This is a genomic window from Bacillus sp. RE35 (genome assembly GCF_052146655.1).
In the GTDB taxonomy this organism is placed as follows: domain Bacteria; phylum Bacillota; class Bacilli; order Bacillales; family Bacillaceae_G; genus Bacillus_A; species Bacillus_A cereus.
On sequence record NZ_CP197377.1, the window covers coordinates 4963918 to 4979459 of the forward strand.

Below are 15542 nucleotides of genomic sequence, written 5' to 3' on the forward strand. Positions count from 1 at the left end.
TACCTCTCTTTACTGTTTTCATTACAAAAATGAAAGTACAAGCAGGAAATATCTTGTACTTTTATTTTTTAAAATTTAGTTTAGTTAGTCTTCGTATCCCACTTAAAGATTTTATTTAAGAATTTATATACATTCTTCGACTCTTTTGTCAAAAGTGGGCCTAAAATGGATAGTATAAGCACGTATAGTGCTGAGAATGGTTTCAGTACTGACATTAAACCACCAGCGATACCGATATTAGCCATAATGATGGAGAACTCTCCTCTTGAAACGATTGTTAATCCGATATTTGTTGATGCTTTATGAGATAATCCAGCTTGTCTTCCTGCAATCATTCCTGCTACAAAGTTACCGATTATCGTAAGAAGGACAGCACCTAACGTTAACCATATCGCTCCGCCTAATGAGAACGGATCAATACTTAACCCGAAGCTGAAGAAGAAAATAGCTCCGAAAAAGTCTCTAAATGGAACAACAAGATGTTCAATTCGGTCACTATGCTCTGTCTCAGAGAAAACTAATCCTAGAAGAAGTGCTCCAATTGCTTCTGCAACGTGAATTGTTTCTGAAAAACCAGCAATGAAGAATAATGAAGCAAATACTACAATAATAAAGATTTCATCTGAGCTAATATTGAGCAATTTATTTAATAACGGCGTAGCCTTTCTAGCTACTATAAAGAATAGAAGCATATATCCTAAAGCAATTCCAATTGAAGTAAGAGCACCTAAGAAGGAAGCGTGATCTCCAAGTACTAAACCAGAAACAACTGATAAATATACAGCAAGGAATATATCTTCAAACATAATAATTCCTAAAATTAATTCGGTTTCATTATTACCAGTTCTTCTTAAGTCCACTAACACTTTAGCAACGATAGCGCTAGAAGAAATCGTAATAATACCCGCAATAATTAAGATTTCTAGTAATGGGAATCCCATTATAAATCCGTATAACAAACCAAGTGAAAAGTTAATTAAAATATAAATCGTTCCGCCAATCGCAATAGAGCGTCCAGATTTAATTAGTTTTTTCATTGAAAATTCTAATCCTAGATAGAATAGAAGGAATAGAACCCCAATCCGTCCAAGGAAGGAAATTACACTTGCACTTTCAATAAATTTGAGATCGATAACACCTATTGTCGGTGCATGCGGTCCTACTAACATTCCAAGAACGATTAGAAAAGGAATTACTGAGAATTTAAATTTTCCAGCAATTACTGCTGCAATTGCCACTAAAACTAAAGCTGTACCAACTTCAAAAATTAACGTATCCATCTAATCAGTCCCCCCTATTTGAAAGTAATTCATTAATGATTTTTTTAATTTCTTCTCTCTCACCTGAAACTACAAGCATATCTCCTTCTTCAATTACTGTTTCTGGTCCTGGATTAAATAGCTTCTTCATGTTCTTCTTCATAACCGCGATTATTGTTACGCTATATGTTTTTCTTATTTCAAGATCGCCAATTGTTTTTCCGATTGCTGGAGCTGTATTCTCCACTTTGAACCACTCAATCGCTAAACCTTCAAAAACCATCTCAACATTTTCTAACGCCCTAGGCTTATATACCATTCCACCTAATATTGCAGCGATTTGTCTCGCCTCTGAGTCACGTAGTGAAATACTTGAGATGCTTTCTTCATGATCTGAATCAAAATGATACATTTCTCTACGACCATCATCATGAATGACAATTACCATCTTTTCGTTACCTTTCGTAACGATTTGAAACTTATAACCAATACCTGGAAGTTCACTTTCTCTAATATTCATTTTTAGCTCCTCCATAACTTGTTTATTTTAATTTTCTGTTTTTCTGTCTTTTATTCATCCAATCAACTTTAGAAATTCTAACCACTCAGGATATTTGTGATTTGGAAATCTTTTATTGTAATAATAAGTGGACCCTAAAAAGATACTTAAAGATGTAATGATAAAAAATATATTACTTCTCATTTTCAAACTCTCAAGACTTACTTTCCATAAAGAATCTTCTTTCAAATTATCCCCACCTTCTCGCTTTAAATTTAGTTTTTTAAAATGTAAATAATTCTAAAAATATTACGATGTAACATAATCATAACACAAAAATGATTTAAGTAACATAATTTTTTAGAAAAATTGATTCTCGTATATTTTTTGCATATAATTTTCTTATTACGAAAAAAAGGAAGTGTATTATATGGTTGATATCTTTAGCAGATTCCTTGAGGTAACGAATAATATTTTATGGTCATATATTCTTATTGCAATGCTAATCGGCTTCGGTCTTTACTTCTCTTTTAAATTAAAATTTGTCCAAATTACTCATTTCAGTGAGATGGTCAGCTTAATTAGTAAAGGGTTTAATCGAAAAGAAAAAAAGAAAGATAGCATCTCACCATTCCAAGCATTTTGCTTAAGTGCAGCAGCACGTATCGGTATCGGAAACTTAGCTGGTGTAGCATTAGCAATTTCAATGGGTGGACCTGGCGCAATATTTTGGATGTGGTTTATCGCAATTATCGGAGCAGCTACTAGTTTTGTAGAATGTACACTTGCGCAAATTTATAAAGTAAAAGATGGAAGTAGGTTCCGTGGTGGACCAGCATATTACATGGAAAAAGGGTTAAACAAACGCTGGATGGGCGTCTGGTTTTCACTTCTTATTACAGTTGCGTACGGATTAATTTTCAATTCAGTGCAAGCAAATACAGTAACAATAGCGTTTGAAAATGCTTTTGGACTAGAGCGAACAATCGTAGGAGCTCTATTAGCCTTATTAGTTGCAGTTATTATTTTTGGTGGCATTAAGAGCATTTCACGTATTACAGAAATGATTGTTCCGCCAATGGCAATCGTTTATATCGGCGTGGCTATTTTTGTCGTTATTAACAACTTCAGTATGTTACCAAGCATTTTCATGGAAATCTTTAACGGTGCATTCGGTTTAGACCAAGCCATCGCTGGTGGTATTGGAGCAGCAATCAAGTTCGGAATTCAGCGCGGTTTATTCGCTACGGAAGCAGGAATGGGTAGCTCTCCTAATGCAGCCGCAACATCTGATGTATCTCACCCTGTAAAACAAGGGCTTGTTCAAGCATTAGGCGTTTTCGTAGATACATTCTTAGTATGTACATCAACAGCATTTATCGTATTATGTTCTGGACTTTACAAAGGATCAAATTTAGAAGGTATCGAATTAACACAAAACGCATTAAGTTCACAAATTGGACCGTGGGCAAGCACTTTCTTAGCGATTATTATTTTCCTATTCGCTTTCAGTTCACTTCTAGGAAACTACTATTATGGTGAAACAAATATCGCATTCATTAAAGAAAGTAAAACATGGTTAATGATTTATCGTGTTGCAGTTGTCGGAATGGTATTCTTCGGATCAATCGCTGCTCTTAAAACAGTTTGGAGTTTAGCTGATTTATTCATGGGACTAATGGTATTCACAAACTTAATTGCCATCTCATTCCTTAGCAAATTTGCTTACGCTGCATTAGTAGACTATTTGAAGCAAAAGAAACAAGGAAAAGATCCTGTCTTCGTTGCAAACTCTATCCCTGGCTTAAAAAATACAGAGTGCTGGGATGGGCAGGATGTAGAAGAAAAACAAAAGGCCGTTTAACAAATAAAAGCGGAAGTGGCTCGTTCAGAATCGCAGGACACTTCAAGCTCTCGACCTTGAAGCGCTTTTTGCTTCGAGCGAGAGAGCGAAATGACCGACTGGTCTAGTCACCGGAGCTGGATATCACTAAAAGCACAAGCGGCTCGTTTAGAACAAGAGCCATATCTCAAACAAAGGCCCTATTACTTCACCGTAATAGGGCCTTTTATTTACAACAGTTCATAATTTGTTCAAATTAATTCCAGCAAAAGGGTTGATTTATAGAGATTACTAGATTATAATGATTATAAATTAGTAATTGATATCACATAACAACTCAAAAGGAGATTGATCATAATGAACAAACAAGTAATCGAAGTATTAAACAAACAAGTAGCAGACTGGAGCGTTTTATTCACAAAACTTCACAACTTCCATTGGTACGTAAAAGGACCTCAATTCTTCACATTACACGAGAAATTCGAAGAACTTTACACAGAATCAGCTACTCACATCGATGAAATTGCAGAACGTATTTTAGCAATTGGTGGCAAACCAGTAGCAACAATGAAAGAATACTTAGAACTATCTTCTATTCAAGAAGCAGCATACGGAGAAACTGCAGAAGGGATGGTCGAAGCAATCATGAAAGACTACGAAATGATGCTAGTCGAACTGAAAAAAGGCATGGAAATCGCTCAAGACTCTGACGATGAAATGACATCTGACCTACTACTAGGCATCTACACAGAACTAGAAAAACACGCTTGGATGCTACGTGCGTTCTTGAATCAATAATAGACTTTAAAGCGGAAGCGGCTCGTTCAGAACAGGAGGGTGTTGGAACTCCTGATTACGAGGCGCTTTTTGCCTCGAATGAAGGAGTGAAACAACCGACTGTTCTAGCCGCTGGAGCTGGATATCATTAAAAGCGGAAGCGGCTCGTTTAGAGTCGCTTTTTTATGTAATGGTCGCACTTAACGGTATACGAAATTATATCAACGATTTTTCAAATATATCGATCATAACTCGCAATATATCAACGATTTTTTCATTATATCGATCATTACCCGCAATATATCAACGATTTGACAAAGGATATCAATTTGCCGACAAATCACGACAATATCAGCGCCCCTCTCCCCTACTTTTATCAATATATTACAATCTCATCTATGTTAAAATATAGGAAACACCCTTTAGCTTTTCCAAATTCATCATTTACTACTTAAATGACGGGAGTGGTTCAGTTGAAAGACTACTTAATTAGAGCATTTTTTGCGTTAATAACAGTTGGGATTCTCTTACTTATAGCTAATATTTTCAATATACGTGTCGAATGCTTTCCTCGTTGTCGTAGCAATTGGTGGCGGCTGGGGTGGCTGGTACCTGTATAAAAAACAAAGCAATCAAAATGATAAAGGCATTCCAAAGTAATATGGAATGCCTCTTTTATTGCCTTCTGTAATAAATAATGAAATTCAGACCACTAATACAACCAATCGCAATAAACATACAAAACGATTGTGGATCTCCACCTAGATTATACTCATCAACGATAAATCCGGACATAAACAACGTTATCGCTGAAACACCGATACACAATACCGAGATAAACCAAAGCGAAAATTCATTAATCAACTCTTTCTTCTGTCTCAAAACAATTAGCATAACAAGAATAGACGCTGCTAAAATACTTTTAAAAACCGGACGTAAATATACGAACTCCTCCATCTATCTCTCCTTTCCCCAAAACATTACATCTAAAAATTAACATATTTAACCAAATTAAAAACACATGCCATCTTAAATTAAAACGACATGTGTTTCCGTATTTGCTATGATAGTTGCTTCCACTTCGTTCCCAAAACAGGACGCTCATAATTTTGGATTGCATGAATTAGTTTATCTGCTGTCTCAGCTGAAACGATCAATTCTTTATTTGATGAATTCATAAATCCTTCTTCTGCTGCACGTTCAACCATTTGCAAAATTGGTCCGTAAAAACCTTTTATGTTTAATAAACCAACCGGCTTATTATGTATACCAATTTGTGACCAACATACAACTTCAAATAGTTCTTCAAACGTTCCGTATCCGCCTGGAAGCGCGATAAAAGCATCCGCAAGCTCTGCCATTTTTGCTTTACGTTCATGCATCGTCTCTACTTCAATTAATTCTGTTAATCCTGTATGCACAATTTCTCCTCGAAATAGACCGCGCGGCATAACACCTGTTACACGTCCACCTAAACGAAGAACTTCGTTTGCTACTTCTCCCATTAATCCAACGCATGAACCACCGTATACAAGCTCATACTCGTTCTCAACAAACATTTTACCTAACTGAATTGCCTGCTCTTTGAATTCTGGTCTCTCCCCTAAATTAGAACCTGCAAACACACAAATCTTTCTCATTCCTACACCCCGAAACTATATATTGTTATGATACAATTGACATTGTACAACATATTGAGGAGATGAGGAAGAAATGGATATCGTTGCATTTCAAAGATGGGTTGAGGAATTTTACGAAAAACGAAGCTGGTCACAGTATAATGCCTTTATTCGCTTAAATTTCTTAACCGAGGAAGTTGGGGAAGTTTCACGAGTCGTTCGTGCTATTGAAATTGGCCGCGATCGCCCTGATGAAGATGCGAAAACAGAAGAAGAGCTAAAACAAGAACTAAAAGAAGAACTTGGCGATGTACTATCTAACCTTATTATTCTTTCGCAAAAATATGATTTAGACTTACAAGACATTATGGACGCACACGTCGCAAAGCTTTCAAAAAGGTTCGAAGTATCTAAATGAGAATATTATCAATTATGGTATAATATTCTTGTCACAATACTAAGGGGGATTTTATGTTATCAAAAAAATTGCACGACGCATTAAATGAACAAATGAACTTTGAATTTTACTCTGCCCATGCTTATATGGCAATGGCTGCTTACTGTACAGCTGAGAGCTATGATGGATTCGCTAACTTTTTCCTTGTACAAGCTGAAGAAGAACGTTTCCACGCAATGAAGCTTTACAACTATATTAATGACCGCGGAGAGCGCGCTATTATTACTGGATTTGATAATCCGAATAACGAATACGAATCTGTATTAAACGCTTTTGAAGTCGCACTTGAGCACGAGCGTGAAGTAACGAAACGTATTTACAACTTATCTGATATCGCTTGGGACGAGCGTGAACATGCAACAATTACATTCTTAAAATGGTTCGTTGACGAACAAGTTGAAGAAGAAGCTTCATTCGATAGCATCATTCAAAAATTAAAACGTATTACAAGCGATTCAAACGCACTGTTTATGCTAGATGCTGAATTAGAGAAACGTACATTTACGCCTCCAGCTGAGTAATATTTCAATCACCTTAATACATGTATTAAGGTGATTTTTTTGTTTGCTCTCTATCTTAAAATCTCCTTAAATTTCCTCATATTTGACATAGTGCCAGATATAAAATGGTATTATTTTCAATATAAAAACGAATATACGAGGAGAGGAAAAATGAATCAACGTGTAGAAGCTGTTGATGCAATTCGTGGTTTCGCTTTGTTTGGCATTTTACTAGTCAATATGACATTAATTCAATTTGGGTTCTTCACCAGTGAAAAACCAACTTATCTATTTGGCGATCTTGATAAAGGTGCTAATTGGTTTATTCAATTTTTCGGCACACATAACTTTATATCCCTATTTTCTTTTCTATTTGGGCTTAGCATTATTTTGTTACAAAAAAGTATTATCGCAAAAGGAAAAAAATTCTTCCCCACATACATAAGACGTATTATCATTCTTTTACTACTCGGCTACATTCACGGCACTTTTGTTTGGGAGGGAGATATTTTATTTGCATACGGAATAATCGGGATTTTTTTAATGATATTCATCAATCGAAAACCGAAAACTTTGCTTATTTGGGCGATTATTCTACTCGCACTTATTACACTTATGTCTTATCAAACTGATCCATCTACAAATATAAATGATTTCGCACCTTATACTGAAAAAGAACATAAAGTCCATCAAACTGGAAGCTATATGGATCACGTCAACTTTAGATTGACTGAAAATCCTTTTGATTACATGGGAATTGACGGTGCATTCGGATTATTTTTCATATCAGTTTTCGCAATAATTTTTATGTCTCCACTGTTCCTACTCGGAATGTATGTAGGGAAAAAAGGCTGGCTATTTGAGGTCAGTAAACATATACCTGCTGTCAAAAAAATATGGTTTGCCACCGGTCTCTTCTCTTTTACAATTAAAATCTTAGCTATGTTCATAAAACACCCGGTTTTAATTATGTTACAAGATGGTCTTACACCAGTAACTATGACCTTCTTTTACGGAAGCACAATCATTTTATTATTCCATTACAAAAAAGCAACCCGTCTACTAACATACATGGCGAGCATGGGGAAAATGTCCGTTAGTAATTACTTAGCGCAATCTATTATCGCAACAACCATTTTTTACGCATATGGATTTGGCTTATACGGGAAAATCGGCTATTTCTTCGGTATTCTTTTAACCATCGGAATTTATACAATTCAATTATTCGTTAGCACCTATTGGCTCCAGAAATACCGAATGGGGCCAGTGGAATATGTGTGGAGACTGGGAACTTATTTAGAGAAACCACGTTTTAAAAGAGACTTGGATAAAGCAAGTTAAACAAAAAAAGCAATGAGCCTACGCTCATTGCTTTTCTTAATTTATTAAAGCATAACCCCAACGATAATCGCTGATAATATACTTACTAATGTTGCACCGTATACAAGTTTTAAACCGAATGATGATACAACGTTTGCTTGTTTGCCATCGATACTCTTCGTTGCACCTGCGATAATTCCGATAGATGAGAAGTTCGCAAATGATACAAGGAAGATAGATAAAATACCTACTGTACGAGCTGATAAATCACCAGCTACTTTACCAAGATCAAGCATTGCAACGAATTCATTCGTTACTAATTTTGTTGCCATAATTTGTCCTGCTTGTAACATCTCTGATGTTGGAATACCCATTACGAATGCTAATGGTGAGAAGATATATCCTAAAATGCTTTGGAATGTGATTCCGAAAATTGAATCGAATACACCATTAATTGCTGTAATTAATGCCACGAAACCGATTAACATCGCCGCTACTGTTACAGCGATTGAGAAACCAAGCATAATATATTCGCCTAACATTTCAAAGAATGTTTGTTTCTTGTCTTCTTGTAATTCTAAAATATCGTCTTCTTCTTTTACTTCATATGGATTAATGATATGAACGATAATGAATCCACTGAATAAGTTTAATACAAGTGCTGTTACTACATATTTTGGATCAATCATTTTCATATAAGAACCGACAATTGACATCGATACTGTAGACATTGAAGATGCACAAAGTGTGTATAAACGATTTTTCGGTAATTTGCTTAGTTGATCTTTTACTGTAATGAATACTTCCCCTTGACCAACGATTGCAGCTGCTACCGCATTATATGATTCTAGTTTTCCTAAACCGTTAACTTTACTTAATAGGAAACCGACTGCACGAATGATAATCGGTAAAACTTTAATATGTTGCAGAATCCCGATTAATACTGCTAAGAAAATAATCGGTAATAATACTGTTAAGAAGAATGGTGCTTGTCCATCGTTTGCTAGACCACCAAATACGAAATTAACCCCAGCTTCCGCAAATTTTAAAATAGCGCCAAATCCATCTGCGATCCCTTTTACTAATACAAATCCGACCTTTGTATTTAGTAAGAAATACGCAAGTACCAATTGAATAACAAGCATAAGTGCAATTGGTTTATATTTAATTTTCTTACGATCTGAACTAATAAGGAAACCTAGTACAAACACTACAAGTAAACCGACTAGAAACATTACGAACTTCATATGTGAATCCTCCACTTCTCCCACAAGTTATTGGTCGTATAACGTATAACGAATGACGTCTGACCATTGTTGTTAAAAAAATTTAAAACCCCTAAAACTATTCAACTGTCATCTAAAATCAGTAAGCGTTTACATAAATTGCAATTTATAAAAGGTAGCTTCTTCTCTCCTACCATACTTGAAAGTCTGAAATTGATACCACCTACAAATCAAATTGTAAGCGTTATCTAGACGAAATGCAATATAAATTTTAAAAGATTTTTATATGTTAATATATTCCTAATTAATTGGTTTTTTCATGTAAATTTACCATGAAAATAGCCCTAGCTATGAGCTAGAGCCATCCTTTTTTTATAACATAACACCAACGATAATCGCTGATAGAATACTTACTAATGTCGCACCGTACACAAGGCGTAGACCGAATGATGATACAACATTTGATTGATTTTCATCGATACCTTTTGTTGCACCTGCAATAATTCCGATAGATGAGAAGTTCGCAAATGATACAAGGAATACAGAAAGAATACCAACTGTACGAGCCGATAAATCACCAGCTACTTTTCCAAGATCAAGCATCGCAACAAACTCGTTTGATACTAATTTTGTTGCCATAATTTGTCCCGCTGTTACCATTTCTGCTTGCGGGATACCCATTACGAATGCTAATGGTGAGAAAATATATCCTAAAATAGCTTGGAATGTAATACCGAACATTGAGTCAAACAAGCTATTGATTGCTGTAATTAATGCTACGAAACCAAGTAACATAGCTGCTACTGTAATCGCAATCGTGAAACCAAGCATAATGTACTCGCTCAGCATTTCAAAGAATGATTGTTTTTTCTTATTTTCTAATTTCAGTGTATCTTCTTCTTCTGTAATATCGTACGGGTTAATAATATGAATGATAATGAAACCACTAAATAAATTTAATACAAGTGCTGTTACTACATATTTCGGTTCGATCATTTTCATATAAGAACCAACGATTGACATCGACACTGTCGACATAGAAGATGCACATAATGTATATAAACGATGTTTTGGGATTTTACTTAATTGATCTTTTACTGTAATAAATACTTCTGCTTGTCCAACAATGGCAGCTGCTACTGCGTTATATGATTCTAGTTTTCCTAGACCATTTACTTTACTTAACAACGTACCAATAGCACGAATAAATATCGGTAAAATTTTAAAGTGTTGCAGAATTCCGATTAAAACCGCAAAGAATACGATTGGTAATAACGCTGTTAAGAAGAATGAAACCTCTCCTTTATTAACAAGACCACCAAATACGAAAACGATTCCAGCTTCCGCATATCCAAGAAGTGCGCCAAATCCATCTGAAATTCCTTTTACTAAAATATAACCAACTTGCGTATTTAATAAGAAATAAGATAATGCTAGCTGAATAATAAGCATAATTGCGATTGGTTTATACTTAATCTTCTTTCGATCGGCACTTATAAGAAAACCGAGTACAAATACAACGAGTAATCCTACAAGGAACATAACAAACTTCATTAATAAAATCCTCCATTTAACTCTTCATTAACGTTGAACGTCTGACCATTCAAAACAAGAAATAATCCGAACTTTCCATTTCTCCTCCAAAATCTTCAATCGGATAGGAAAGATCATAAAACCTCTTATTTCAAAGGCATTTTCCATTCTAACACAAATCACAAATCATATCCGCACTTTTCTTTAAAAAATTACATTTTATTATAAAACGTCTATGAATGTTCGTCTTTTACTATCTGCAAATAGTTGAATAAAACAAAAAAGAGCATCAAGTTTCACTTGATGCCCTTTTCATTATACCGCTTTTTCTTTATCAGCTACCGCTGACTCACCCCAACACTCTGTATTGTTCAAACCTGGAATAGACTCCGCATAAAAGACTGGATCTTTCCCTTGTTTCTTTTGCTTAATATAATCTGATAACGCTGCGAAAGCATACTTAGAAAGGAATACAATTGCTACTAAGTTAATAACAGCCATAATTCCCATAAATAAATCTGCTAAATCCCAAACGATTTGAATTGTCGCTACAGATCCTAGCATAACCATACCAAGTACAGCAATGCGGTATGCATTTAATAACACTTTACTTCCATTTAAGAATTCAATATTTGTTTCACCATAGTAGTAGTTACCTACTAATGAACTGAACGCAAACAAGAAGATTGCCACTGCTACAAATATAGAAGCCCATGGACCGATATGTTGACTTAACGCCTGCTGCGTTAATTGAATTCCGTTTAAATCAGCTGCATTATGCACATCTGATAAAAGAATAATAAATGCTGTACAACTACAAATTAATAATGTATCAGTAAATACCCCTAAAGTTTGAATGAAACCTTGTTTAACTGGGTGCGTTACGTTTGCAGTCGCTGCTGCGTTCGGCGCACTACCCATACCTGCTTCATTTGAGAATAACCCACGTTTTACCCCTAATAAAATCGCAGCTCCTAATCCTCCGCCTACTACTTCTTTAATTCCGAAAGCATGTAAGAAAATTTCTTTAAATACATATGGAATTGCCGTAATGTTTGTTACAACAACGAATAATGCCACTGCTACATAAATAATTGCCATTACTGGAACAATCATTTCAACCGCGCGAGCAATTCGTTTTACTCCACCGAAAATAATAACTGCAAGTAAACCAGCCATAACAAGACCTACTAATCTACTATCTGTTTTGAACGCCCCATCAAAGGCAGCCGCTACAGTATTAGACTGTACAGCGTTAAAAATCAATCCGAAACTTACTGTTATTAGAACAGAGAACACAACACCTAACCAGCGTTTCTTTAAACCCTTTTCCATATAATACGCTGGGCCCCCACGGAATGCATTCCCATCTTTTACTTTATAAATTTGCGCTAATGTGCTCTCTACAAATGCAGAAGCACCCCCAATTACCGCGATTAACCACATCCAAAATACTGCTCCTGGACCACCTGCTGAGATCGCAATAGCTACACCAGCTAAGTTACCAGTACCTACACGAGAAGCTGTACTCATGCAAAACGCTTGGAATGATGATACGCCGCTCTTCTCTTTTTGCGCTTTCCTCGTTTTCGAGCTTGCCCCATCCCCAAGCAAACGAATCATTTCACCGAAGTAACGAACTTGGACAAATTTCACACGAAATGAAAAATAGAGCCCTAACCCAATTAACATCGCAATAATGATATATGACCAAAGGATATTATTTATATCCCCAATTACCTTAGCTAAAAAATCCATAATTGCATTGCCCCCTCTTCCTAACAATAAGAAAATTATATTCTAAAAACTTTTAGTAATCAAGAACTTTATGTTAGGTTTTATAACATGAGTACGTTAACTCTTTTAACATACGTGTTTTTTCACATGAAAATATAGCCATTACATGCATTTATCCAATACTTAATAACTTATCCTATTCGACCAACCATACTTTTAAAACAGTACGTTCCCCACAAATAACGAGAGAAACAAACAAAAAAGTTATATTAATAATTACCCCTCACCCTTTTCATCATTTACTACAACAAAAAAGGCGAGCATCGAATTTACCTCGATGCTCGCCTTTTCAATTACACTGCTTTTTCTTTATCTGTTACCACTGGCTTATCCCAGCACTCTGTATTCGTTAAACCAGGAATAGAATCTGCACTGAAGACTGGATCTTTCCCTTGTTTCTTTTGTCTTACATAGTCTGTTAATGCCGCGTACGCAAATCGGCCAAGAAGTGTAATCGCAATTAAGTTCGTGATTACCATTAGACCCATAAATAAGTCTGCCATATTCCATACAACTTGAAGCGTCGCAACAGAACCGAATAATACCATTCCAACTACCGCAATACGGTAAATTGTTAACCACGTTTTGCTTTGCTTAATAAATTCAATATTTGTTTCACCATAATAGTAGTTTCCTAAAAGAGAACTAAATGCAAATAAGAAAATAATAATCGCTAAGAAGCTACTTGCCCATGGGCCGATTTGTGAGCTTAATGCATTTTGCGTTAATTCAATACCTTCTAAATTTGTTGCTTTATATGCACCAGAACATAGTACGATAAATGCTGTTGATGTACATACTAAGAATGTATCTACTAAAACGCCGATCGTTTGAATAAAACCTTGTTTTGCTGGATGCGTTACATCAGCTGTTGCTGCCGCGTTCGGCGCACTACCCATACCTGCTTCGTTCGCAAATAATCCGCGCTGAATACCATATTTCATCGCAGCACCGATACCGCCACCTACAGCTGAATCTAAACCGAATGCACCTTTAAAGATTTCCGTAAACACATCTGGTATTAAATAGAAGTTTTTAATGACAACAAAAATAGCTACCGCAATATAAACAAGCGCCATTGGCGGAACAATCATTTCCGACATACGTGCAATACTTTTTACACCACCAAAAATAATAACCGCAACTAATGCAGCTAATACAATACCAACAATATAACGCTCTAAACCAAATGCATTTTCAAACGCTAATGTTACTGTATTCGCTTGTACTGAGTTAAAAATTAAACCGTAACTAACTGTAATAAGGATAGAAAACCAAATTCCCATCCAACGTTTATTTAAACCTTTTTCCATATAATAAGCAGGACCACCACGGAAGCCACTGCCATCTTTTACTTTATAAATTTGGGCAAGCGTACTTTCTACGAAACTTGAAGAAGCCCCGATAATCGCAATAACCCACATCCAAAATACAGCTCCAGGTCCTCCCATAGATATAGCTAATGCTACACCAGCTAAGTTACCGATACCAATACGAGCTGCTGAACTCATACAAAACGCTTGGAAAGAAGATACACTACCTTTTTTACGCGTCTTTCCAGTTAATCCATCACTCATTAGTCGAACCATTTCCCCTAAATGAGTAATTTGTACGAATTTCAATTTAATAGAAAAATAAAGACCTAAACCAATTAACATCGCAATAAGAATATATGACCAAAGAATTGTATTTGTTGATGAAATAAATTGCTCTAAAATATTCATACAATTAACCCCTCCTTTTCTCCATAAAACGAATTATATTTAAAAAACATTCAAAAATCAACATTTTTCGACAATTTGCAATTTCCAAATATTAGCCAGGTTCACAGGAACAATGTCCTTATGACTGACTACCCTCCCTCTAACTGTGCATACTAAAACAAAAAATAAATTCACAAACAACCCTATTGACAAAAATACCAACCTGTAACTATAATGATTACAACAGGTTGTAACAAACCTAATTACAACAAATTCATTTACTTTCAGATATACACTTTAACAAAACACTTTGGAGGGATTTATTATGAAAATCGGAATTATCGGAGCAACTGGTAAAGCAGGAAGTCGTATTTTAAAAGAAGCATTGGATCGCGGACATGAAGTAACTGCAATCGTAAGAAACGCTGCAAAAATTACAGAAGAAAACGTAAAAGTTTTAGAAAAAGACGTATTTTCTCTTACATCTAACGACTTGCAAGCATTCGATGTAGTTGTAAATGCATTCGGTGCTCCAACAGGACAAGAACACCTTCACGTAGATGCAGGAAACGTACTAATTGAAGCGATGAAAGGTGCACCTAACACAAAATTACTTGTAGTTGGTGGCGCTGGAAGCTTATTTGTAGACGAAGAGAAAACAACACGTGTATTTGAGACACCAGGTTTCCCAGGCGAATACCTTGCAACAGCTCAAAACCAAGGTAAAAACTTAGAAATCTTACAACAAACAAATGATATCACTTGGACATTCATCAGCCCTTCTGCACTATTCGCATTAGGAAAACGCACTGGTTCTTATACAGCTGGTAAAGACAACCTGCTTGTAAACTCAAAAGGTGATAGCTACGTAAGTTATGAAGACTTCGCAGTTGCAGCACTTGATGAAATTGAAAATCCAAAACACGTAAACGAACGCTTCACAGTAGTATCTGAAGCTGAATAATAAAAAAATCTCGTAAAACATTATGTTTTACGAGATTTTTTTATT

The 15542-nt window shown here is 35.6% G+C and carries 15 protein-coding genes and 1 pseudogene; 8 read left to right on the plus strand and 8 right to left on the minus strand.

The genetic code is table 11. The annotated features are described in order from the left end of the window. Positions 1-80: 80 nt before the first annotated feature. Together ACTL4X_RS25510 and ACTL4X_RS25515 are read right to left on the minus strand one after the other, a co-directional pair. Positions 81-1280, minus strand: a complete 1200-nt coding sequence (locus ACTL4X_RS25510) for a cation:proton antiporter (RefSeq protein ID WP_000380223.1) — start codon at positions 1278-1280, stop codon at positions 81-83. 4 nt (positions 1281-1284) lie between these two features. Next, entirely contained in the window at positions 1285-1779 is a 495-nt protein-coding gene (locus tag ACTL4X_RS25515) for a cation:proton antiporter regulatory subunit (RefSeq protein ID WP_001026075.1), read from the minus strand. 409 nt (positions 1780-2188) lie between these two features. Between ACTL4X_RS25515 and ACTL4X_RS25520 the strand changes: the two genes are divergently transcribed. From ACTL4X_RS25520 to ACTL4X_RS25535, 4 genes and pseudogenes are all read left to right on the plus strand, one after another. Further along, positions 2189-3622 (plus strand): alanine/glycine:cation symporter family protein, encoded by a 1434-nt coding sequence (locus ACTL4X_RS25520; protein ID WP_000227591.1) that lies wholly within the window; start codon positions 2189-2191, stop codon positions 3620-3622. 336 nt (positions 3623-3958) lie between these two features. Then, entirely contained in the window at positions 3959-4399 is a 441-nt protein-coding gene (locus ACTL4X_RS25525) for a Dps family protein (protein WP_001041895.1), read from the plus strand. Continuing rightward, positions 4369-4530: a hypothetical protein gene (locus ACTL4X_RS25530; RefSeq protein WP_015406518.1), complete on the plus strand. Its 162-nt coding sequence runs from the start codon at positions 4369-4371 to the stop codon at positions 4528-4530. The genes ACTL4X_RS25525 and ACTL4X_RS25530 overlap by 31 nt, the downstream gene beginning before the upstream one ends. Before the next feature lie 321 nt (positions 4531-4851). Continuing rightward, positions 4852-5038 (plus strand): annotated as a pseudogene (locus ACTL4X_RS25535) (hypothetical protein). A gap of 15 nt (positions 5039-5053) precedes the next feature. Here the strand turns inward: ACTL4X_RS25535 and ACTL4X_RS25540 are convergent. Beyond that, positions 5054-5335 (minus strand): hypothetical protein, encoded by a 282-nt coding sequence (locus ACTL4X_RS25540; RefSeq protein WP_000390910.1) that lies wholly within the window; start codon positions 5333-5335, stop codon positions 5054-5056. A gap of 104 nt (positions 5336-5439) precedes the next feature. Next, positions 5440-6003, minus strand: a complete 564-nt coding sequence (locus ACTL4X_RS25545) for a TIGR00730 family Rossman fold protein (RefSeq protein ID WP_002026558.1) — start codon at positions 6001-6003, stop codon at positions 5440-5442. An 88-nt stretch (positions 6004-6091) separates the two neighbouring features. On the opposite strand from ACTL4X_RS25545, the gene ACTL4X_RS25550 reads away from it, so the two are divergent. The 3 genes from ACTL4X_RS25550 (at position 6092) to ACTL4X_RS25560 (ending at position 8295) form a co-directional block, all read left to right on the plus strand. Further along, positions 6092-6415, plus strand: a complete 324-nt coding sequence (locus tag ACTL4X_RS25550) for a MazG nucleotide pyrophosphohydrolase domain-containing protein (protein ID WP_000355744.1) — start codon at positions 6092-6094, stop codon at positions 6413-6415. 53 nt (positions 6416-6468) lie between these two features. Beyond that, positions 6469-6975 (plus strand): ferritin, encoded by a 507-nt coding sequence (locus ACTL4X_RS25555; protein ID WP_000949403.1) that lies wholly within the window; start codon positions 6469-6471, stop codon positions 6973-6975. 150 nt (positions 6976-7125) lie between these two features. Further along, entirely contained in the window at positions 7126-8295 is a 1170-nt protein-coding gene (locus ACTL4X_RS25560; RefSeq protein WP_001076348.1) for a DUF418 domain-containing protein, read from the plus strand. A 44-nt stretch (positions 8296-8339) separates the two neighbouring features. Here ACTL4X_RS25560 and ACTL4X_RS25565 read toward each other — a convergent pair whose 3' ends face one another. The 4 genes from ACTL4X_RS25565 to ACTL4X_RS25580 all read right to left on the minus strand — a co-directional run bounded on the left by ACTL4X_RS25565 (position 8340) and on the right by ACTL4X_RS25580 (position 14554). After that, the gene (locus ACTL4X_RS25565) at positions 8340-9521 is read right to left on the minus strand and encodes a NupC/NupG family nucleoside CNT transporter (RefSeq protein WP_000673874.1); all 1182 of its coding nucleotides are present in this window, start codon (positions 9519-9521) and stop codon (positions 8340-8342) included. 351 nt (positions 9522-9872) lie between these two features. Continuing rightward, positions 9873-11054 (minus strand): NupC/NupG family nucleoside CNT transporter, encoded by a 1182-nt coding sequence (locus tag ACTL4X_RS25570; RefSeq protein ID WP_000673839.1) that lies wholly within the window; start codon positions 11052-11054, stop codon positions 9873-9875. A 294-nt stretch (positions 11055-11348) separates the two neighbouring features. After that, complete coding sequence (locus tag ACTL4X_RS25575) at positions 11349-12791, minus strand: alanine/glycine:cation symporter family protein (RefSeq protein ID WP_000346373.1); 1443 nt, start codon at positions 12789-12791, stop codon at positions 11349-11351. A gap of 332 nt (positions 12792-13123) precedes the next feature. Beyond that, positions 13124-14554: an alanine/glycine:cation symporter family protein gene (locus ACTL4X_RS25580; protein WP_001022930.1), complete on the minus strand. Its 1431-nt coding sequence runs from the start codon at positions 14552-14554 to the stop codon at positions 13124-13126. A gap of 304 nt (positions 14555-14858) precedes the next feature. On the opposite strand from ACTL4X_RS25580, the gene ACTL4X_RS25585 reads away from it, so the two are divergent. Further along, positions 14859-15497 carry an NAD(P)-dependent oxidoreductase gene (locus tag ACTL4X_RS25585; RefSeq protein ID WP_033696583.1) on the plus strand — a complete coding sequence of 213 codons (639 nt, stop codon included), beginning with the start codon at positions 14859-14861 and terminating at the stop codon, positions 15495-15497. The last annotated feature ends 45 nt before the right edge of the window (positions 15498-15542 follow it).